Origin of the sequence: Aeromonas sp. Y289-2, assembly GCF_027705925.1 — a bacterium.
Classification (GTDB): Bacteria; Pseudomonadota; Gammaproteobacteria; order Enterobacterales; family Aeromonadaceae; genus Aeromonas; species Aeromonas veronii.
Genome location: NZ_JAPDCH010000006.1, coordinates 83,745 through 104,039, shown reverse-complemented (window position 1 = coordinate 104,039; position 20,295 = coordinate 83,745). Strand labels below are relative to the sequence as shown.

General features: G+C 59.9%; 24 protein-coding genes. 12 read left to right on the top strand and 12 right to left on the bottom strand.

The genetic code is table 11. The features are described from left to right. Positions 1 to 2 precede the first annotated feature (2 nt). The gene (locus OKC43_RS11170; RefSeq protein ID WP_236272618.1) at positions 3 to 530 is read right to left on the bottom strand and encodes a hypothetical protein; all 528 of its coding nucleotides are present in this window, start codon (positions 528 to 530) and stop codon (positions 3 to 5) included. 163 nt (positions 531 to 693) lie between these two features. Here OKC43_RS11170 and OKC43_RS11165 point away from each other — a divergent pair, with 163 nt between their 5' ends. Then, positions 694 to 1,173: a MarR family winged helix-turn-helix transcriptional regulator gene (locus OKC43_RS11165; RefSeq protein WP_013723454.1), complete on the top strand. Its 480-nt coding sequence runs from the start codon at positions 694 to 696 to the stop codon at positions 1,171 to 1,173. 71 nt (positions 1,174 to 1,244) lie between these two features. Here OKC43_RS11165 and OKC43_RS11160 read toward each other — a convergent pair whose 3' ends face one another. Next, complete coding sequence (locus OKC43_RS11160) at positions 1,245 to 1,826, bottom strand: YjaG family protein (protein ID WP_021231718.1); 582 nt, start codon at positions 1,824 to 1,826, stop codon at positions 1,245 to 1,247. A gap of 162 nt (positions 1,827 to 1,988) precedes the next feature. Between OKC43_RS11160 and OKC43_RS11155 the strand changes: the two genes are divergently transcribed. After that, complete coding sequence (locus OKC43_RS11155; RefSeq protein WP_005363043.1) at positions 1,989 to 2,933, top strand: D-2-hydroxyacid dehydrogenase; 945 nt, start codon at positions 1,989 to 1,991, stop codon at positions 2,931 to 2,933. Between the two features lie 71 nt (positions 2,934 to 3,004). Here the strand turns inward: OKC43_RS11155 and mepM are convergent, their stop codons facing one another. Then, the gene (mepM, locus tag OKC43_RS11150; RefSeq protein WP_042081590.1) at positions 3,005 to 4,342 is read right to left on the bottom strand and encodes a murein DD-endopeptidase MepM; all 1,338 of its coding nucleotides are present in this window, start codon (positions 4,340 to 4,342) and stop codon (positions 3,005 to 3,007) included. A 260-nt stretch (positions 4,343 to 4,602) separates the two neighbouring features. On the opposite strand from mepM, the gene OKC43_RS11145 reads away from it, so the two are divergent. Together OKC43_RS11145 and OKC43_RS11140 are read left to right on the top strand one after the other, a co-directional pair. Then, positions 4,603 to 5,901, top strand: coding sequence for a LapD/MoxY N-terminal periplasmic domain-containing protein (locus tag OKC43_RS11145; protein ID WP_042081591.1), 1,299 nt, complete (start codon positions 4,603 to 4,605; stop codon positions 5,899 to 5,901). Continuing rightward, complete coding sequence (locus tag OKC43_RS11140) at positions 5,898 to 6,839, top strand: TAXI family TRAP transporter solute-binding subunit (RefSeq protein ID WP_042081593.1); 942 nt, start codon at positions 5,898 to 5,900, stop codon at positions 6,837 to 6,839. The genes OKC43_RS11145 and OKC43_RS11140 overlap by 4 nt, the downstream gene beginning before the upstream one ends. On the opposite strand, the gene OKC43_RS11135 is transcribed toward OKC43_RS11140, so the two are convergent. Then, positions 6,834 to 7,508 (bottom strand): transglutaminase-like cysteine peptidase, encoded by a 675-nt coding sequence (locus tag OKC43_RS11135; protein ID WP_042052461.1) that lies wholly within the window; start codon positions 7,506 to 7,508, stop codon positions 6,834 to 6,836. The genes OKC43_RS11140 and OKC43_RS11135 overlap by 6 nt on opposite strands. Before the next feature lie 67 nt (positions 7,509 to 7,575). Then, positions 7,576 to 8,508, bottom strand: a complete 933-nt coding sequence (gene znuA, locus OKC43_RS11130) for a zinc ABC transporter substrate-binding protein ZnuA (protein WP_042081595.1) — start codon at positions 8,506 to 8,508, stop codon at positions 7,576 to 7,578. Positions 8,509 to 8,601: 93 nt separating this feature from the next. Between znuA and znuC the strand changes: the two genes are divergently transcribed. Continuing rightward, positions 8,602 to 9,378: a zinc ABC transporter ATP-binding protein ZnuC gene (gene znuC, locus OKC43_RS11125; protein WP_005354861.1), complete on the top strand. Its 777-nt coding sequence runs from the start codon at positions 8,602 to 8,604 to the stop codon at positions 9,376 to 9,378. A 21-nt stretch (positions 9,379 to 9,399) separates the two neighbouring features. Further along, positions 9,400 to 10,179, top strand: coding sequence for a zinc ABC transporter permease subunit ZnuB (gene znuB / locus OKC43_RS11120; protein ID WP_236272597.1), 780 nt, complete (start codon positions 9,400 to 9,402; stop codon positions 10,177 to 10,179). Positions 10,180 to 10,186: 7 nt separating this feature from the next. On the opposite strand, the gene OKC43_RS11115 is transcribed toward znuB, so the two are convergent. Then, complete coding sequence (locus tag OKC43_RS11115; RefSeq protein WP_236272596.1) at positions 10,187 to 11,077, bottom strand: LysR substrate-binding domain-containing protein; 891 nt, start codon at positions 11,075 to 11,077, stop codon at positions 10,187 to 10,189. A 91-nt stretch (positions 11,078 to 11,168) separates the two neighbouring features. Between OKC43_RS11115 and OKC43_RS11110 the strand changes: the two genes are divergently transcribed. Beyond that, positions 11,169 to 12,026 carry a DMT family transporter gene (locus OKC43_RS11110; RefSeq protein WP_236272595.1) on the top strand — a complete coding sequence of 286 codons (858 nt, stop codon included), beginning with the start codon at positions 11,169 to 11,171 and terminating at the stop codon, positions 12,024 to 12,026. 3 nt (positions 12,027 to 12,029) lie between these two features. Here the strand turns inward: OKC43_RS11110 and OKC43_RS11105 are convergent, their stop codons facing one another. Continuing rightward, positions 12,030 to 12,617 (bottom strand): uracil-DNA glycosylase family protein, encoded by a 588-nt coding sequence (locus tag OKC43_RS11105; protein WP_236272594.1) that lies wholly within the window; start codon positions 12,615 to 12,617, stop codon positions 12,030 to 12,032. Between the two features lie 99 nt (positions 12,618 to 12,716). Here OKC43_RS11105 and rarD point away from each other — a divergent pair, with 99 nt between their 5' ends. Then, the gene (gene rarD / locus OKC43_RS11100; protein ID WP_236272593.1) at positions 12,717 to 13,607 is read left to right on the top strand and encodes an EamA family transporter RarD; all 891 of its coding nucleotides are present in this window, start codon (positions 12,717 to 12,719) and stop codon (positions 13,605 to 13,607) included. Here the strand turns inward: rarD and OKC43_RS11095 are convergent. After that, on the bottom strand, positions 13,589 to 14,323 hold the full coding sequence (locus tag OKC43_RS11095; RefSeq protein ID WP_005354874.1) for a substrate-binding periplasmic protein: 735 nt from the start codon (positions 14,321 to 14,323) through the stop codon (positions 13,589 to 13,591). The genes rarD and OKC43_RS11095 overlap by 19 nt on opposite strands. A 44-nt stretch (positions 14,324 to 14,367) precedes the next feature. On the opposite strand from OKC43_RS11095, the gene OKC43_RS11090 reads away from it, so the two are divergent. Continuing rightward, on the top strand, positions 14,368 to 14,712 hold the full coding sequence (locus OKC43_RS11090; RefSeq protein ID WP_149152158.1) for a GIY-YIG nuclease family protein: 345 nt from the start codon (positions 14,368 to 14,370) through the stop codon (positions 14,710 to 14,712). Positions 14,713 to 14,802: 90 nt separating this feature from the next. On the opposite strand, the gene pspG is transcribed toward OKC43_RS11090, so the two are convergent. The 4 genes from pspG to OKC43_RS11070 all read right to left on the bottom strand — a co-directional run bounded on the left by pspG (position 14,803) and on the right by OKC43_RS11070 (position 16,880). Continuing rightward, on the bottom strand, positions 14,803 to 15,021 hold the full coding sequence (gene pspG / locus OKC43_RS11085; RefSeq protein ID WP_005335871.1) for an envelope stress response protein PspG: 219 nt from the start codon (positions 15,019 to 15,021) through the stop codon (positions 14,803 to 14,805). A 48-nt stretch (positions 15,022 to 15,069) separates the two neighbouring features. After that, positions 15,070 to 15,276 (bottom strand): PspC domain-containing protein, encoded by a 207-nt coding sequence (locus tag OKC43_RS11080; protein WP_043826074.1) that lies wholly within the window; start codon positions 15,274 to 15,276, stop codon positions 15,070 to 15,072. A gap of 2 nt (positions 15,277 to 15,278) precedes the next feature. Next, complete coding sequence (gene pspA / locus OKC43_RS11075; protein ID WP_236272592.1) at positions 15,279 to 15,941, bottom strand: phage shock protein PspA; 663 nt, start codon at positions 15,939 to 15,941, stop codon at positions 15,279 to 15,281. Between the two features lie 210 nt (positions 15,942 to 16,151). Beyond that, entirely contained in the window at positions 16,152 to 16,880 is a 729-nt protein-coding gene (locus OKC43_RS11070; RefSeq protein WP_019446682.1) for a 1-acylglycerol-3-phosphate O-acyltransferase, read from the bottom strand. 185 nt (positions 16,881 to 17,065) lie between these two features. Here OKC43_RS11070 and OKC43_RS11065 point away from each other — a divergent pair, with 185 nt between their 5' ends. From OKC43_RS11065 to OKC43_RS11055, 3 genes are read left to right on the top strand one after another with little or no spacing between them, the layout of a single operon-like run. After that, positions 17,066 to 17,443, top strand: a complete 378-nt coding sequence (locus OKC43_RS11065) for a hypothetical protein (RefSeq protein WP_236272591.1) — start codon at positions 17,066 to 17,068, stop codon at positions 17,441 to 17,443. Between the two features lie 53 nt (positions 17,444 to 17,496). Further along, on the top strand, positions 17,497 to 19,539 hold the full coding sequence (locus OKC43_RS11060) for a protein-disulfide reductase DsbD family protein (protein ID WP_270659221.1): 2,043 nt from the start codon (positions 17,497 to 17,499) through the stop codon (positions 19,537 to 19,539). Positions 19,540 to 19,548: 9 nt separating this feature from the next. After that, a complete protein-coding gene (locus OKC43_RS11055) occupies positions 19,549 to 20,292 on the top strand; it encodes a DsbA family protein (protein WP_270659219.1) in 744 nt (247 codons plus the stop codon). The last annotated feature ends 3 nt before the right edge of the window (positions 20,293 to 20,295 follow it).

Sequence of the window (20,295 nt, the reverse complement as noted above, 5' to 3'; positions counted from 1 at the left end):
CCTTAGTCGTTGTTGAAAAAGTCTTCGCCCACATGAGCACCGGCACCGCCGATGGCGCGATAGACCAGTTTGCCGGCTGCCTGTTCGCGGTGATCCACCAGCGAAACCGAGGGCTGGCCGTTCACGGCATGACGCTTGCCAAGGAAGATGGCCATGGGGACACCCAGATTGGAGACACCGCTGGTGATCCAGAGCCGGTTGAAGTCGTAAGAGCCGCCGATGAACTCCAGCTGGGCCAGGCCGGTATCGAGGCCGGTCAGATAGAAGTTCATGGCACTTTCGTCAGGAAAGAGGTGCACCAGCACATAGGCGTAGCGTAATTCATTCACCAACTCCTTTAGGTTGAAAGTACCTGTCTCACTGCACGAGAGGGGTAACTCACCATCATAGTGGTGCACCTTGAGGTTGTTCGGGTCTTCATCATAGGCAGGCTGATAGCGCACAAAAGCCGAGGTATCCGGCAGTTCATAGCGCACTCTGACCACACGTAACTCGGCCACCAGAGACTTGATATCCAGCTCGTCATTCATCATTTCGCTCCTCAAATGTCAGGGTGAATTCCGTGAAATGCCCGTCAACCTAACACAAAATTAGTTAGAGCAGAAATTATTACAGCAAAAACCATATTGACCTTGAGACGAATTAGGCGGAAAATTTTGCCCCTCTCCATAGCCCTCCAATGACGCACACCCCATGGAAAAACATGATGAAGTGCTGGTCGCCCTGCGCCAGATTATTCGTGCCATCGACATGCACTCCAGGCGTTTGATCAAAGAAGCCGGGCTCACCTCCCCGCAACTCTTGCTGCTCAAAGGGATCGATGAGTTGGGACAGATCTCCATGCGTCAGCTGGCCGATCACACCAACATGAGCCAGGCCACCGCCACCACCATCATGGACCGATTGGAGAGCCGCCAACTGGTGCAGCGCGTTCGCAGCAATACCGACAAGCGCAAGGTTCACGCGACACTGACTGACGCAGGCCGCGCCCTGCTGGCCCAGGCCCCGACCCCGCTGCAAGAGCGCTTCATCCAGCGTTTTCAGGCACTGGAAGCGTGGGAGCAGACCCTGCTGCTCTCTTCCCTGCAACGCATCTCCTCCATGATGAATGCAGACGAAATCGACGCGGCCCCGGTGCTGAGCGTCAGACCCCTCACCGAAGAGCAGGCATAAGCTGCTGAACAATTTCAGGCATAAAAAAAGCTCCCGAACGGGAGCTTTTTTCGATCAGGGGCCGCAGAGAATTACTCTTCCAGGCTGATCCCGATATTGGAGACGCCATCCTGAGAGGCGAATGCTCTGATGGCCAGGATTCGATCGCTGTCGCGCTCATGGGCAACCCGCTTGAGCAGTTCAACCTGGAACTCCAGCTCGGCTTCCATGTACTCGTGCTCGTAGAGCTCCTCTTCGGTCAGATCCCGCTCTTCCAGCAGCTCGATAAAACCGGCCACGGTACCGACTGACGCATGACTGGCATCGTTGGCCTCTTCGCCGACCCGGCAGATCACCGAGTTGTAGGCGCAGCCCAGCGCAACACAGGCATCCAGCGCGGGATAGGCACCGTAGGATTCAAACTTGCGGGGATCCGGAATGTGAGACTCGAACTCTTCGAGAATGGCACCCAGATTGACCCGGGATCCCTTGACGGTGAGGTAGACCCACATCTGATCCAGCGCATGCCGGAAAGCACCAGCATTGCCAAAGCCGGAGGCCTGACAGAACAGGGCATAGTTGGGGTACATGCGCTCTGCCAGCGCCAGGGTGTAGACGGTCTGTTGCCAAGGCTGTAGCTCGGCCAGTCGCTTATAAAACTTGTCACCAAACACTGGAGTCGGATCCTTTGCAAAATGTGGGGCAGATTGTAGCCCACGAGGCGCGCGGCGAAAACGAAAAAGCGCCCTGGTCGGCTATGTTGCGATATGAAGTCAGGTAAGATGGGTCGAGAGCGGCATCTTGTTGCGCCGCAAATTCTGATAAGGAACAAGAGTATGAGCCAACGTACCCTTCTTTTGCTCAGCCAGGATAATGCTCACTACGAACGGCTGCTCAAGGCCGCCAATCTCCCCCATCTGCGCATTCTGCGAGCCGATAACCAGAGCGATGCCGAGAAGCTGATCGGCGAAGCCCATATTCTGATGGCCGAACCGGCCCGTGCCAAACCGCTGCTGCCCAAAGCCAACAAGCTGAGCTGGTTCCAGTCCACCTATGCGGGAGTCGATGTGCTGCTCGACCCTGACAGTCGCCGCGACTACCAGCTCACCAATGTGCGCGGCATCTTCGGCCCGCTGATGAGCGAGTATGTCTTTGGTCATCTGCTCAGCCTGATGCGCCAAATTCCCCTTTATCGGGAACAGCAGAAACAGCGACTGTGGCAAAGCCACCCCTATCAGGGCCTCAAGGGGCGCACCATGCTGATCCTGGGGACCGGCAGCATTGGTCAGCATATTGCCCACACCGGCAAACATTTTGGCATGAAGGTGCTGGGCATCAGCCGCAGCGGTCGGGAGCGAGCCGGGTTTGATCAGGTTTATCAGCTACCTGCGCTCAACAAGATGCTGGCGCAGGCCGATGTCATCGTCAGCGTGCTGCCAGCCACCCGCGATACCCGTCATCTGTTCAATGCCGCCCGCTTCGAACACTGCAAACCGGGCGCCATCCTGTTCAACGTCGGTCGTGGCAGCGCCGTGCACTCGGGCGATCTGCTCACCGCACTGCGTACCGGCAAGCTGGCGATGGCGGTGCTGGATGTGTTCGAGCAGGAGCCGCTGCCTGCCGACAGTCCACTGTGGGGCCAACCCAACCTCATCGTCACCCCCCACAACAGCGCCTACAGCTTCCCGGATGATGTGGCCCAGATCTTTGTGCGCAACTACATCCGCTTTATCGATGGCCAGCCACTGGATGGCAAGATCGACTTCGACAAGGGTTACTGACCCTCACGGCGCATGTAAAAAGGCCCCGCCAATCTGGCGGGGCCTTTCATTTCAGTCTGTGACGACAGGAATCAACCCGCGGCCAGCTCCTTGCGATAGCTCTTCACCTTGGCAAGGAACTGACGACGCTCCTTGCCGCTGAGCGGTTCAGCCATAGGCAGCTTGGCGGTCATGGCATTGACCGGGCGGTTGTTGATCCGCAGCTCGTAGTGCAGGTGAGCACCGGTCGAGCGACCTGTGTTGCCGGAGAGGCCGATCTTGTCGCCCATCTTCACTCGCTGACCGGTTTTGACCAGCAGCTTGCTCAGGTGCAGATAACGGGTGGAGAGAGTACGGCCATGCTTGATGACGATATAGGTGCCCGCCAGCGGGTGGCTGGTTGCCTTCTGGACGACGCCATCGCCGGTCGCCAGCACTGGCGTACCCACCGGCACTGCGAAGTCGGTGCCCTCATGAGGACGAACCATACCGGTTACCGGATGTTTGCGCGCCGGGTTGAAATTGGAGCTGATCCGATAGCGGCTATGGGTCGGGTAGCGGCGGAATCCGCGCTCCAGACTGTTGCCCTGACCGTCGTAATAGTTGCCGTCATCGGAGAGCCAGGCCGACACCGTCTTGCCCTGGCTGGTCACTTCCACCCCCAGCAGCTGGCTGTTGCCAGTGCTTTTGCCTTCCACCGTCTCCTGGCGTACCAGCACTTTGAACTTGTCGCCCTTCTGCAGATCCTTGGCGAAATTCATTCGCCACTGGAACAGGTTGGCAATTTTCTGGATATGGTTGGCCGGAATCCCCGCATTGCGGGCACTGACATAGAAGCTGCCGTTGATCACGCCGTTGTAACGCTGCGGTTGCCACTCGACCTTCTCATTAATCATGGAGGCGGTATAGGCATCGTCGCTGCGTGCCATCACCAGCGTCTGCTTGATGTTCAGGCGGATTTTGAGTTGCTGCAGGATGTTGTCCTGATCGATCAGCAGCTCGATATTCTGGCCCGGCTTGAGGCGCGCCAGATAGTTCTTGTTGTCCGCGTCCAGCACCTTGTAGAGAGTGGTGGTGGAGAGACCGAGATTGTTAAAAATGGCGGTCAGGTTTTCGCCGTTGCGGACCCGGTAATCCTGCCACTGGGGGGTGGTGTCGACCGGGATGTCGTCATCCGGCGCACTCTGATCAACCAGTTCGTGATCGGGGATTTCGTTAAAGTCGGTGTTGTTTTCGTTGGTTGCCGTACCTGCGGTATCAATGGGCAACTCAAGACGCAGCGGCCGCTCGAGGATGTCACCCGGAGCTGGCAATAATGCCACTGCTGACAGGGTCATGGCCGTCAGCATCAGCATGGCGTAAAAGTGTTTGCGGGGAACCGGTGGTTCCCAATTGGCAGCCTGTACTACCAAGGGACGGAGACGTTTCATCCGCTATCCTGTATTTAGATCTAAAGAGTGTGAGTTGCGATGTCAGTTGTGACAAAACCGTATAAAACTGTTTGTTGGACACAAATAGTTACAAAAAGTTCATCACAATCTGCATGAACCTCACATTTTATGCATAACCCGCCCGGATGGGCAGAAATGATCGTCTTTTTTAACCATTTTTTCCTATTTTTAAGAACCGGGTCGGATTCGATACTGAATAGAAACCCAAAATGTTGCGATAACTTTTCCATGGAGTGGATATGTCGTTAGCAAAACTGTTAATCAGAATAATTGTCGTCCTGTTCCTGATCGGCGCAGCGCTGCTGTTTGCACTGGAAGTCACGACAGTCCGCCAATCCATCCTCGACCAGATGTCAGCCAACCTGGAAACCGCCATCACCGCTCTCGGGCTGGTGCTGCAAGGAACCCTGCTCAATGACGACAATGTGCTGGCCGAAACCATCGTCAATGCCATGTTCGACGGCGGCTTCGTCAGCTCGGTCATTCTGGTGGATCCTGATGGCCAGGTGCTGTTTCAGAAGGTATTCCACTCTACCCAGCAAAATGTCCCCGGCTGGCTTCCCTCGGTTATCGGCATGCCGCCCGTCAAAATTGAGCAAGAGTTGACCGATGGCTGGCGCATGCTGGGCACTCTGACCCTTGAGGGGCATAGCGGCTACGCCTATCAGCATCTGTGGAATGCCATCAGTCGCACCGGTCTGGCGCTGCTGGCGGGCCTCGTCGTATTTACCCTGATCATCTCCCTGGTGTGCAAACGCCTGCTGCAGCCCCTGGAGCAGATCAACCTGCAGCTGATCCGTATCCGCAAACACCAGTTCAACAGCACCCTGCCCACTCCCTGGTTGCAAGACCTCAAAGAAGTGGCACTTTCCATCAACCAATTGGTTTCCGAACGCAAACGGGATCTGCTGCAACAACGACTCAAAATCACCCAGCTGGGAAAACAGCTGCCACTGACGCCCCCACAGCCGCTGCAAGGAGTGAGCCCGCTGCCGGAAGGCGGGCAACTGCAAAAATTTGTCTCCACACAAGGGGAGATCGCGCTCTATCAGCGTTTCTTGCCCAGTCAGCCCCTCGGTGCCGACAGCGATCTCGCAACCATCCAGAGCGCCCTGCAACAGTGGCAGCACTCTCATATAGAAGGGATCTTGCTGCCCCTCTCCCTGCTCAATCACCCGCAATGGTCCGAGATCGCCCCTCTGCTAAGCCAGGGCCACGGCAAAACACTGGATTGGCGCTGGGATGTGGTCACCTTTCCCGCCCACGGCCAAGCCACATTGGCTGCGTTGCAGGAACAGGGGTGTGAGCTCGCCTTCAGCGCCATTCCCCTCAATGCGGATACTTTCAATCAACTTGACCCGCTCAATCCCATCTTTATCAGCTGTCAGCTGACCGATGCGCCGCTCTACTGGAATCTGCTCTCCCAAACCATGCATGCCGCCGGTTATACCCTGCTGGCAGAATCGGGAGAGTGTCGCGACATCGACAAACTGCGGACCTGGGGTATCGATGGTTATGCCAAGGAGGCACAATCATGAAAAAGCTCGCCATGCTGTTACCCCTGCTGTGGCAACCCGGCCTGATGGCTGAAACCGTCACTATCACCACCGGGGGTGAGCAGGGGATTTATCACCAGATAACCCAAGAGTTTTGCCGTCTGGCCCATGAGGTCGATGAGCAACTTGCGTGCACATTGCAGAGCTCATCGGGTTCAATAGAAAACCTGAAGCGGCTGAAGAGTGGCGAGACCTCCTACGCCATGGTGCAGTCAGACTGGCTATATCAGGCAAGCCAGGGCTTGGGCCCTTTTGCCACACAGCCGCAACCTGAGCTGCGCGCCCTGTTTGCCACCCATGCCGAGCCCTTCACCATAGTGATCCGTGCCGATGGCGATATCAATTCACTGGAACAGCTCAAGCTCGCCCCCATCGACATGGGGTTGAAGAGCTCGGGAACCCGCCAGACGGCGCTGACCCTGTTCAACATCTTGGGAGCGAAAGAGCAGGATCTCGATCTGAAGAGCATGGCCAACCTGCCGGATGCGCTCTGCAGCAAGCAGATCGACGCATTTGCACTGGTGATGGGACACCCTAACCGGATTGTGCTCGACACCGCCAAACGTTGCGCAGTCAGTTTCCTCCCCATCGATGGGGCCACCCGTGATCAGCTACTCAAGGGGGTCAAATATTACCAACGCAGTCAGGTGCCCGCCCGCATCTACCCCGGCAATCTGAAGGCGACCCCCACCTTTGCCATAGCCGCCACCCTGGTCACCAATGCCACCATGCCGGAAGAGTCTGTCTATCGTCTGACCAAGGCAATGCTGACACAGCAGACCAAGTTCAATGAGCAGACTTATGGCTACGCCAATATGTTTCACCGGGCACGCAATAAAACCGGCCCGGTGCTGAGTGTTGAACAGCATCCGGGCGCGGCGAAATATTTCGAGGAGCTGAAAGCGGCGGGCAAGCTATAACTGACGACGGGGAGAGCGCAGTTGCTCGCTGGAGAAACGGGTCTTCATCGATGTCCACTGCGCCAACCGATCGGCACTCCCCGCCAGCGTCCCTTCCCGCCGTGACTTCATGATCCAGATGCTTTTGGCATCGAAACTGTAAACGGGAATGAGATCGGTACGCTTGCTGCCCGGCAGGATCCGGCTGTTGATGTTGTCGAGCACCAGTGGGTCAGCCTTGGGTGTCGGGAAGTAGAGCGTCACCATGTGGAACTGGTTGTAACGCACCGCCTTGACGTAGGCCAGTCGCAGTTTCTTCTCATCAACCCCCAGCTCCATCAGGGTGTAGTACTTGGAGATGCTGTAATCCTCGCAATCCCCACCCCGGGCACCGATGAACTCCAGCGGATTGGCCCAGTAATCCTCATCTCCCCACAGCTTGGGGTCTTCACTGTAGGTGAGATTGTTGAAGTAGTTGTTCACCAGCTCTATCTTCTGCTGGTCGGTTGTACCCGCTCTGGGGGTGAGCAGGCGAGAGAATGCCTCGGCCCGCTGGATGGCCCGGCCACCATACACTTCCTGCAGCTTGGCCCGCAGATCCGGACTGGCAATATATTCGGAAAGACGCGAAGCCTGCACGCTGGCGCAACATAGCGCCAGAGTACAGGCCGGGATCAACAACCATTTCATACCGGACACTCCATGTCAGATGCTGGAGGTCAGTATAGCCCCTCCGGATGAGAGGCTCAGCCGCTGATCAGCGACATTGGGCAAATGCATCTGCCAGTTGCTGCATGAATTGGGGATAACCATCCGGGCCGAGCGGTACCTGTTCACCCACCTCATCAAGCAACAGCACCTTGGCGCCGGTATTGCGTGCCACCGATTCGATCACAGCCGGTGAGAATTGCGGCTCGGCATAAATGCAGCTCGCCTGCTTCTCTTCCAGTGCCTTGCGGATATCCACCAGGGTCTTGGCGCCCGGGCGACGCTCAGGGCTCACGGTAAAGTGACCCTTTGAACTCATGCCGTAGTGGCGCTCCCAGTAGCCATACGCCTCGTGGAATACAAAGTACCCCTTCTCATTCACCGCCTTCATCTGGCCAGCAATCACCTTGTCTTTGGCATCCACCTTGGTATCAAATGCCGCGAGGTTGGCGTCATAGCGAGCCTGATTGGCCGGATCCAGCTTGCCCAATTCACTTGCGATCGCCTTGGCAATCACCTTGGCCTGCGTCGGGCCAAGCCAGATATGGGGATCGACCCCTTCGTGATGATGTCCTTCATGCCCTTCATCATGGTCACCGTGCTCGTGGGCAGCATGATCGTGATCATCATGGTCATGGGAGTCATGACTATCCTGAGTCGCGTAGTTGAACAGCGGCATTCCCTCAACCTGAGTCAGGGCCAAAGCATGGGGATGATTGGCCAGCGGCTTGGCCATAAACCCTTCCAGCTCGGGGCCAACCCACACCACCAGCCCAGCACTGTTGATGCTGCGAATATCGGACGGGCGCAGGGAGAAATCGTGGGGAGAGGCGCCGGTCGGCAACAATACCTTGGGCTCACTCACCCCGTCAGTGATCGCCGCAGCGATGAAGCCAAGGGGCTTGATGGTGGTCAGTACCTCAATGGCACGAACAGGCAAACTCACCGCCAGCAGGGCAGTGAAAAGCGCAATAATTCTCATTGGTGAATCTCGTCAGGGGGTGAGTATGTGATAATATAACAGCCGCTTTTTGTTATATTATAACTCTCACTGGCTGTAAACCCCGGAGTTGTCATGAGCCAACTGGTAGAGCTGAAAGAGGTCTCTCTCTCGTTTGATGGACGCTCTGTGCTCGACAAGGTCTCCTTTACCCTCAATAAAGGCAAAATCACCACGCTCGTCGGCCCCAACGGGGCGGGCAAGAGCACCCTGAGCAAGCTGGTGCTGGGTCTGCTCACCCCAGATTCGGGCAAGATCACCCGCAGCCGCGATCTGAGAGTCGGCTATGTGCCCCAGCGCCTCTATCTGGATCCCACCCTGCCGCTGACAGTGCGTCGCTTCCTGCAACTGGGCAAAAACAGCCGCCTCTCCATCGAGGAAGCGCTAGCCCGGGTTGGCGCAGAAGGGTTGCTGGAAAACCGGATGCAGAAGCTCTCCGGTGGTGAGATGCAGCGCGTGCTGCTGGCCCGCGCCCTGCTGGTCAAGCCCGAGCTGCTGGTGCTGGACGAGCCGGTGCAAGGGGTCGATATCACCGGCCAGATCGAGCTCTACGCCCTGATCGGTCAGCTCGCCGCCGAGTTCAATTGCGCCGTGCTGATGGTCTCCCACGACCTGCATCTGGTGATGGCCAGCACCCACGAGGTGATCTGCCTCAATCGCCATGTCTGCTGTCATGGCGAGCCGGAAAGCGTGGCGCGCCACCCCGAATTTGCCCGCCTGTTCGGGCGACCGGAGCAGGAGGTGCTGGCGGTCTATACCCACCATCACCACTGCGACGGCGAACACCACCATCATGAACCGCAGGCTCCCGTCATCCGCCTGCCCTCTCGCAACAACGCTCACAGCAAATAGCGCAAGCAACAGGACATTCAAGTGGACAGCTTTCTGTTATACGCCCTCGCGGCCGGTCTCGGCATCGCCCTGCTGGCCGGTCCCCTAGGTAGCTTCGTGGTATGGCGCAAGATGGCCTACTTTGGCGACACCCTCTCCCACGCCTGCCTGTTCGGCATCGCGCTGGGCATCCTGCTGCAGGTCGATCTCACCCTGGCGGTGGTGGTCTGCTGCCTCGCCATGGCGATGCTGCTGGTGATCATGAGTCGCAACCAGCAGGTGGCCACCGATACCCTGCTCGGCATTCTGGCCCACAGCGCCCTGTCCCTCGGTCTGGTTACCTTGAGTTTTATGGATAACGTGCGGGTGGATCTGATGGCCTACCTGTTCGGCGACCTGCTCTCGGTACAACCGATGGATCTGCTCTGGATCTACGGCGGTGGCGCGCTGGTACTGCTCACCCTGTGGCGACTGTGGGATCCCCTGCTCTCCATGACCATCTCGGAAGAGCTGGCATGGGTAGAGGGGATCCGGGTCGATGTGCTGCGCTGCGTATTGATGCTGCTGATCGGGCTGGTGATCGCCGTGGCGATGAAGTTTGTCGGGGCGCTGATCATCACCTCCCTGCTGATCATTCCCGCCGCCACCGCCCGCCGCTTTAGCCAGACGCCGGAGCAGATGGCCGGTTTTGCAGCGCTGATCGGCTGCCTCGCCGTGCTGGGTGGATTGACCCTCTCCTGGTATCAGGACACTCCGGCAGGCCCCTCGGTCGTCGTCTGCGCCACCAGCCTGTTTGTCCTAAGCCAGTTCAAGAAGGCTTGATACCACGCTAGAGCGGCATGCTCTGGCGTGTCTCCATCATCAGCCACTGGCGTAACCGGCTGATGGCGGGCTCATGGGCCCGCGAGCGCTTGCAGGTAAAGTAGAAGGCATCCCCCGTCTCCAGCTGGTGTACCGGTAAGGCCACCAGCTGGGGATCATCGGGACGCAGCATGTAGTCATTCACGAACGCCACCCCCTGCTCCCAGGCCGCCGCCTCCATCGCCAGCAGCACATGGCTGAAATGGTGCATCTGCGCCTCGTCCGGAATCACCAGCCCACCCGCTTTGGCCCAGCGCTGCCAATCCTCCCCCCGCGCCTTGTAAATGGACTGCACCGACAGCAGCGGCAACTGCCAGATTGCCTCGGGCCACTCCCCGCTGATCTGCTGCAACAGACGGCGACTACAGACCGGAAAGAGCCGCTCCTGATAGATAAGGTCGTGGCAGTAGCCCCGCCCGTGGGGTGAGACGGTGATAAAACAGTCGGCCACCCGATCGGAGAGCTCGGGATCCTCCGCCACCATCTCCAGACTCAGATCAAGCTCGGGATAGAGCTGGCGCAATCCGGCCAACCGCGGGATCAACCACTTCACCGCAAACGAGCTGTAGACCGCGAGGCGCAACCGCATCTCGCCGCCCCCGCGCAGCTGCTCGCTGCTCTGGGCAATCTGGCCGAGCCCGGCAGCAATCCCCTCGAAATAGCTCTCCCCCTGCGTCGTCAACGAGAGCAGCCGCCCCTGACGCAGCAGCAACCGCTCACCCAGAAAATCTTCCAGCAGGCGGATCTGGTGGCTGACCGCACTCTGGCTGACGTTCAGTTCAAGGGCGGCGCGGGAGAAGCTGAGCAGCCGGGCCACCACCTCGAAATATTGCACCGCACGCAGGGGAGGAAGCTTCATTATCTAAATATCTCATGAGTGGTCATTTTTTATCATTTTACTGGATATCAACCGGCACGCTACCCTCCGCTCATCTGAAGTGGGAGGTGGTATGAATGCAGTAGGGATCGGCATCCTTTATCTGGTGCTGGGCAATATGGTGGCGGTCTTTTCCGATGCGCTGGTCAAGGTGCTGGAGCCAGATCAGCCCATCTTCCAGTTTGTCTTTTTCCGCCAGCTCTCGGCCGCCATTCTGCTGATGCCGTGGCTGCTCTGGTCATGGCGCCGCAATCCACCGGTGGCCATCAAGTGGCACCTGCTGCGGGCCCATATCTGGGCGGTCGGCGTCTGCCTGATGGTAGTGGCCCTCACCCGCTTGCCGCTCGCTACCGCCAATGCCCTCTTCTATGCCGCCCCCCTGATGATGGTGCCGCTGGCGGTGTGGATGGCGGGGGAAGCGATCTCGCGCCAGAAGGTGCTGACCGCAGTCATCGGATTTATCGGGGTTTTGATCGTGCTGCGCCCGACTGAAGTGAACTGGGCCGCACTGGCGGCGCTCGGGGTGGCGTTGTCGATGGCGCTCAACAATCTGCTGATCAAGCGGATCCCGCTCAAGCAGCCCATCGCCCAGACCCTGTTTTTCACCAACGTGCTGAGCATGCCCTTCATTCTGGCGCTGGCATTATGGGAAGGAGGCGACTGGCAGTGGCAGATGTGGTGGCCCGCTTTCGGCTCCTCGGCGCTGATCATGGTCTATGCGGGATTGTGCGTGGTGGCCTATCGCAAAGCGGAGGCGAGCAAGATCGCCTCGGCGGAGTACACCGGTCTGCTGATGGCGGTGGCCATCGGGGTATGGTTGTTTGACGAGCAGCCGGGCCTGCCGCTGCTGCTGGGCTGTATCTGCATCCTCCTGCCACTTATCGCCATGGCGCGCAGCAAGCCAAAACCGCTGGCCGAGCCAGCGCTCTAATACTCAGGGTCTCCCCAGAAGCGGGGCGACCCTTTGCTGCAGATGGGGGACGATCTCCTCCTCGAACCAGGGATTCTTCCTGAGCCAGAGGGTGTTACGTGGGGAGGGATGCGGCAACGGCAGCCAGCCGGGGCCATAGTCGGCCCAGCTGCGCACCGTGTCGGTGAGCGACCCCTTGGCCGCCCCCCGCAGGTAATGGGCTTGCGCATACTGGCCGATCAGCAGGGTCAGCTCGACATTGGGTAGCAGCATCAATACCTTGTCGTGCCAGTTAGGCGCGCACTCGGGTCTGGGCGGCAGATCACCCGACTTGCCCTTGCCGGGATAGCAGAGACCCATCGGCATGATGGCGATGCGGGATTCGTCGTAGAAGGTGGTTTTATCGACCCCGAGCCACTGGCGCAGCCTGTCACCGGAGGGGTCATCCCACGGGATACCGCTGGCATGCACCCGGGTGCCGGGCGCCTGACCGATGATCAGCAAGCGGGCACTCTCGGCCCCGCGGATCACCGGACGAGGCCCCAGCGGCAGATGAGCCTCACACAGACGGCAGGCCCTGATTTGCTCAAACAACTTATCGATTCGCTGCATGACGTTGATAGTACCAGCATTTCCCTGTTTTCCCTCTTGTGGAAACAGGGCGCGCCCCCTACTATCGCCATGGATGTTTAATTTAATAAACGGACAATAATGAAAAACTGGCTAGGTACCGGCACCGCGACCCTCTCCTTCATCCTGTGGGGGATGCTGCCGCTCTATTATCAATTCATGCCCGAGGTCAACATGTGGGAGCTGATCTCCCACCGGGTGCTCTGGTCTGTGGTTCTGCTGGGTGTCCTGTTTTTGCTGCTTGGCCACCAGATACCTTGGGCACAACTGCGCAGCGAGCCGCGCCAGCTCGGCCTCATTCTGTTGGCGGGCCCCGTCATGTCCATCAGCTGGTGCATGTTCACCTGGTGCCTCACCACCGGGCAGGTGCTGACCACCAGCCTCGCCTTCTTTATGACCCCGCTGTTCAATATCGTATTCGCCGTCATCTTTCTCAAAGAGCGGCTCACCCCGCAAAAGCATCTGGCAGTCGCTCTGGCACTGGCGGGTCTCGCCTACATGCTGTTCTGCTACGGCCAGCTCCCCTGGTTCTCCCTCATCATGGGGGCCAACTTCGCCTGCTATGGCCTTATCAAGAAGAAGATCCACTACGACACCGGCACCAGCCTCTATCTGGAAGCCATGGTGCAACTGCCCGTCGCGCTGATCATCATCGGCACGCTGGCATGGCACGGGGAAGGGGCATTCGTGAACGGGGATCTGGCCGACAAGCTGCTGCTGATGGGCAGTGCGCCCGCTACTCTGCTGCCGGTGGGGCTGTTCTGCTATGCAGTGGCGAGAACCCGGATGAGCACGGTGGGACTGCTGCAATATATCGAGCCCAGCCTCGCCTTCCTGCTCGCCATCTACTGGTTTGGTGAGGCGCCGGACCCCATCAAGGCAGTCGGTTTCACCTTTGTCTGGGCAGGTCTGCTGGTGAGCCTGTTACCGCTGCACCGGCTCAAGCGCCGCCCTCAGGGCGTACCGCGATAGGACTCCAGCACCTTGTGCCAGCGGGGATCTCTGTCCATCTGCTCGGCGATGTCGTTGAGGGTGGCATGCAGCTCGGGACGGGATTTGGGCAGCAGGATATGGCGGGTATAGCTGGATTGGGGGAAGGGTGAGATAAACAGCTTGCCCTGATAGTGCTGTGCGTCGATGAAAAAGCCCAGCGATGAACCACTCACCAGCGTCACATCAATGCGGCCGCGCACCAGCAGCTCGAGGTTGGTCTTCACCTTCTTGGCATCCTGACGTACCAGCTCGCCGCGGCTGGCCGCATCATCGATCCCCTGATAGCGGTAGCCCTCCACCCCACCAAACACCAGCCCCTTGAGGGAGTCAGGCCCGCGATAGGTGACCGGGTTGTCGATGTTCGAGACCAGCTCGTTGGTGTCGCGCATCACCGGAAAGGTCCAGAGATAGCGCTCGCGATGGGGATCCCCCACCCAGGCCGGATTGACCCAGACCACCAGACCATCGAAGTCGGGATCCGCCATCTCCAGCGCCAGCCGGGCGCGATTGACCAGCCAGAGCTCGATTCTGGGTTCACCCCCCAGCTTTTCATTGAGATACTTGACCAGCTCGCGGCTCAGCCCTGCATCCACTCCGGTGTTGAAGGGGGGATGCTGATGGTAATCGTAGAGACGGATCGTCTCCCCCAGAGCCGGGACCGACAACAGTAACCACAACCAAAACCAGACTCTCATCGCACCTCCTTGAGCTGCCTCTGAGTTTGGCACAGAGAATTTGAATGAGAGAACCCGCGACCACCACACCGGCACAGCAACCATCCACCCCTTCCCGCTGGTCTGTCTACATGGTGCGTACTGCCACCGGCCTGCTCTATACCGGGATTAGCACGGATCCGCTGCGCCGTCTGGGCCAGCACCAGAGTGGCAAGGGCGCTCGCGCCCTGCGCGGCAAGGGACCACTGACGCTGGCGTGGCAACAGGAAGTCGGCGAGAAGGGGGCGGCCCTGCGCATCGAATATCGCCTCAAGCAGCAGCCAAAATCCTTCAAGGAGCAGCTGATCCACAGCCCGGCACTCTGGCAGAGCTGGAGCCCCCAGTGGTTACCCGAAACGACCCGACCTTAAGGGGTGCAGGCAAAAAAAGGCCACTCGATGAGTGGCCGGAAAGGGGAAATCAGGGAGCATCACACAACGTCTTGCACAACCTCAGGCGGGTTAGAGGTAGGTATTGGAACGCTTGCTGCGGTTGCTGATCAGCCAGCAAACCGCCAGCACCAGCAGCAACCAGGGGGCCAGCTTGATGATCAGAGCAAGCATGCCGCCCAGTGCCCCAAGCAGCACGAACAGGCCGCTCACCAGCAACATGGCTACCAGGGTAAAACCGGTCAGTGCCATGACCAGCAGCACCACCAGCAAGATGAAAAATTCCAGCATAACTTGCTCCTTATCAGTACCTTGTCTGCCGGCTGATCAACCCTTTGGTCAATCCAGCCAGCGCTTCAATTCATAACGGGGCGGCATCATCAGCACCGCCAGCAGATAGGCGGCCAGTGCCAGCGGCGGCATCAGGATCAGGGCGAGCAGTGCCACCACCCGCACCGTGACTCTGGAGACCCCCAACCGCCTGGCAATACCGGCGCAGACCCCGGTCAGCTTGCGATGCACCAGATCCTTGGGCCAGGGGCTCATGATTACACCTCCGCCTTCTGGCCTTTGAGGCGAGCCAGCTCGCGCTCGATCTCGTCATTGAGCTCCAGCTCGCGGAACTGGGCCTCCAGCGAGGGATTCTGCCCCAAGGTGGCCGCCTCCAGCTGGGCTTCCAGCTGATCGACCCGGCCCTGAAAACCGTCAAAGCGCGCCATCAGCTCATGCATCCGCTGGTTGTCCACCTGGGCGCGGGCACGAATGCGGCTGTGGGCGGTCTGCTCGCGCAGGGTCAGCAGTTTCTGCTTCTCGCGCGCCTCGGTCAGCTTGGCAGCCAGCCGCTCGCTGTCGGCGGTGAGCTGGGCCAGCACCTCGGCCACACGTGCCTTGTCCTGCTCCAGCTGTTCACATTTTTTGACCTCCGCCAGCTTCTCGGTGAGGGCGGCGCGGGCCAGATCCTCACGTCCCTTCTGGATGGCGAGCTCGGCCTTGGCCGACCACTCCAGGATCTGCGCCTGCAACCCCTGCTGGTGACGCTCCAGCTGCTTCTGTTCGGCAATCACGCGGGCGGACTGGGTACGCATCTCGACCTGCACCTGCTCCATCTCTTCGATCATCAGTCGCAGCATCTTCTCCGGCTCTTCACTCTTGTCGAGCAGGCTGTGCAGGTTGGCATTTATCACGTCGGTCAGGCGGCTGAATACGCTCATGGTCTGGCTCCTTGTTGATGGGATGGCTATCTCTTCCCATAGCATTACAAGAGCCGTGCCAAGAAAAATTATTGTTGTTTTACATATAGATGGGAATTTACTGAGGAAATTCAAGAAGGGCTTGTTGGTGAAAATAGCCAACCTGGTGGTGATTTTTACCAACAAAAAAGGGAGCCTCTGGCTCCCTTGTCGATTCTTCTGCGCTATCCATCAGGCGGCGTGGCTGTGGCCCAGCTTGCTGTCCAGTTCGGCCAGCTTGGCCTCCATCCGGGCGCGGCAGGTGTCGGAGAGATCGCGAATGCCGCTGGCACCGTGCTCCTTGCTGCAGACCGGCGCCATCACTTCCACCAGCACTTCGCCGTTGTCCCAGCGATTCAAGTCGACCTGACCGAAGTAGCTGGAGCAGACGATGGGCACCACGGGCACTTCAGCCTGTACCGCAGTGTGGAAAGCGCCCGCCTTGAATGGCAGCAGGCCACGCCCCTGGGAGCGGGTCCCTTCCGGGAACATCCAGATGGAGGTGCCACGGTTCTTGATGCGATCCACCACCTGACCTATGGTGCCGATGGCACGGGAGCGGTTGGAGCGGTCGATCAGCACGTTGCCGGAGAGCCAGAAGATAAGGCCGAACAGCGGCAGCCAGAGCAGGCTCTTCTTGCCTACCGCCACCACGCCGGGCTGCACCGCACCGGTCACGGTGAAGATGTCGAAGTTGCTCTGGTGGTTGCAGACGTAGACCGCCGGGCCGACCGATTTGACCTCGTCGGCCACCGTGACCTTGACTCGCAGCCCGATCAGCGGGCAGACCGCGTGATACATGCGGGCGAAGACATAGACGTTGTTGGGATGGCGCGGACGAACCAGACAGAGCAGCAGGCCGAACAGGAACCAGAAAATGAGCAGCAGACCAAGCAGCAGCACACGGGCAATTTTGAGCATCGAACACCTCGAGTTTTAACTCGGCGCAGTATACTGATCCCCCTTTTAGCGAACAAGCGTTCGCCAAACAGAACCGACCACCCTCCCCGTCGCGCCACCCACAGTACTGCTCATCAATACATCGCCGACTTGCCCCACCCGCCATTGGTCGTTAGGATCGCCCCATCTTGATGGACGGGGCGAACATGATGTTGCAACAACGGGTAGCGAAACATCTCCTGCTGCTGGTCTGCCTGCTGGTGCTCAATTGTGCGGCCCAGCCGCTGGCCCGGCTTGCCCTGCTCGATCACGCCCTCAGCTGTCAGGCACTGCCCGTTCCAGGCTCGGCAACGGATCAAGAGGATGCCAAACCGGCCAGCCCGCAGCCCACCAGCTGCCAGCTCAACGGCAAGTGGCTAAGCGCCGCCACCCTGCTCTGCGTCGAACAGCTCTTCTTTGCCGTGGCCGTGCTGATCGCCCTGCTGGCTCCCCTTTGGCGCTACACACCGCCACTGCCCCCTCTCAGAGTCATCTCGCCGCCCGAGCGGCGTCTGCACCTCACCCTGTGCGTCTGGCGGGAATGAGTTCGGCTGCGTTCTTTCGTTAGCTGTCACTCAATTTTTGCGAGACCAAAAAGATGTCGAATCTCTTCAAGGCGGCCCTGCTACTGGGCGGTCTGCTGTGGCAATCCATGGGATTGGCCAGCGACACGGGCTGGCTCACCAGCCCACAGAATGATCACGCCCGGGTACGGCTGCAGGCCGACCGCAGCACGGCAGATCAGACCCGCATCCTGCTCGATGTCGAGCTGGAGTCGGGCTGGAAGACCTACTGGCACAGTCCGGGAGAAGGGGGGATTGCCCCCCAGATCCTGTGGGATGAGCCGGTCGGTGCCTTTCAGTGGCGCTGGCCGGTGCCACGCCACTTCGAGGTAGCCGGGCTCAGCACCCAGGGTTATCAGGGTGATGCGACCTTCCCTCTGAGCCTCAACTACCCCGCTGGGCAACCGCTCAAGGGAACTCTTCGCCTCTCCACCTGCAGCAATGTCTGCATCCTGACCGACTTCCCCTTCACCCTCGCGGTGGATGGCGCCGCCCCGGCCGACTTCGATTTTGCCTGGGCGAAGGCGATGAGTACCCTGCCCCAGCAATTGCCTGCCGAAACCCGGGTCGAGCTGGGTTATCAGCACAACCAGCTGCAACTGCGCGCCGAGCGGGCAGAGGGCTGGCAATCACCAGCGCTCTTCATCGACGCTCTGGAGGGGGCCGAGTTTGGCAAACCGGCGCTTGAGGTCGAGGGCAACGCCCTGATCGCCCGGGTACCGGTGAGCGACGGCTGGCAGGGAGATGCGCCGGATCTGCGCGGTCAATCCCTCGGCCTGCTGCTCACCAGTGGCGAGCAGGCATGGCAGGGCAAGGGGACGATCGGCGCGCCACTCGCACTGCCCAACCAGAGCCATTCGCTGTTCTGGTTGCTGGGGGCGGCGCTGCTCGGCGGCCTGATCCTCAACCTGATGCCCTGCGTGCTGCCGGTGCTGGCGCTCAAGCTGGGCTCAGTGTTGCAACATCAGGATTGTGAACAGGGAGCGGTGCGCAAGCAGTTCCTCGCCGCCAGCGCCGGGATCATCGCCTCCTTCTGGGTGCTGGCGGCCATGAGCAGCCTGCTACGCGCCACGCAAGGGGCCGTCGGCTGGGGCATCCAGTTCCAGAGCTCCGGTTTTATCGGCTTGATGGTGCTGGTCACCCTGCTGTTTTGCGCCAACCTGCTGGGGCTGTTCGAGATCCGCCTGCCCAGCGCCCTCAGCACCCGCCTCGCCACCAGCGGCGGCAACGGCCTCGGCGGTCACTTCCTGCAGGGGAGCTTCGCCACTCTGCTGGCGACCCCCTGCTCGGCCCCCTTCCTCGGCACTGCGGTGGCCTTTGCGCTGGCCGCCCCCCTTGATCAGCTCTGGCTCATCTTCACAGCGTTGGGGATTGGTATGAGCCTGCCCTGGCTGCTGGTGGCGGCCCTGCCACGGCTCGCCCTCTGGCTGCCGAAACCAGGGCGCTGGATGAACCATCTGCGCATCCTGCTCGGCCTGATGATGCTGGGCTCCAGCCTCTGGCTCACCAGCTTGCTCGACAACCATCTCGGCAGCTATGCCACCGGCTGGTTGATGGTTGCCATGCTGCTGGCACTGCTGGCTGGCATCATCTGGCGTTACGGCATCCGCGGGTTCACGCTGGCGATCGCCCTTACCGCCCTGATTGGCAGCCCCCTGCTGCTGAGTGGCGCCTTTAGCGCGCAGGGCTCGGCCAGCGTTGACAAGGTGGTCTGGCAGCCGCTCTCTGAGCGCGCCATCACTGATGCGCTGGCCCAGAACAAGCGGGTCTTTATCGATGTCACCGCCGACTGGTGCGTTACCTGCAAGGCCAACAAATACAACGTGTTGCTGCGCGATGAGGTGCAACAGGCCCTCTCTGCCCCCGATGTGGTGGCCCTGCGCGGCGACTGGAGCAAACCGAACGACACCATCGCCGCCTTCCTGCGTAAGCGGGGCGCGGCGGCCGTCCCCTTCAACCAGATTTACGGCCCGGAATTGCCGCAAGGGGCCACACTGTCACCCCTGCTCGACAAGGACGATCTGCTGACCACATTGCACAAGGCTGGCCTGCTTCAGGCTGACACCACCCGATTTTAAGGAGCAACCATGAAACCGACTCTGAGCGCCCTGACCCTGCTGGCCTCCCTTTCCGCAGCCCTGCTGGCTCCGGCCCTGCACGCGGGCCCCTTCACCCCGGAGCAAGAGGCACGTATCAAGGAGCTGATCCGCGAGACCCTGATCGCCAACCCCAAGATCCTCGACGAGGCCGCCGAATCCTGGGAGAAGCAGAACGCGGCAGCCCAGGAGGCGCAGCTTGGCAACTTCATCAAGGGCAACAAGGATGTGCTGTTCAACAGCGCCACCAGCCCGCGTCTGGGAGCCAAAAACCCCAAGCTGACGCTGGTGCTGTTCACCGACTACAACTGCCCCTACTGCAAGCAGTTCGATCCCCAGCTGACCAAGCTGCTCAAGGCCTATCCGGACGATCTGGGGCTGGTGATCAAGCTGCTGCCGTTCAAGGGGCAGACCTCCGCCAAGGCGGCCCAATACAGCCTGACCCTGTGGCAACAGGATCCCGCCCGCTTCCTCACCCTGCACGACAAGCTGATGAGCAAGCAGGGGATGCTGACCGAGGCGGACATCAACAAGGCACTGGCCGCCACCGGCAACACCGCGCTCAAACCGGCCGCCAAGGCGACCGAAGAGCTGCGCAACAGCCTGCGCATCGGCACCATTCTGGGGGTACAGGGCACTCCGGCGACCCTGATTGGCAACCAGCTGGTGCCGGGCGCCATCCCCTATGAGGAGCTGGAGCAGCTGGTGAAGGCCGAACTGGTCAAGCAGGGGTAAGGG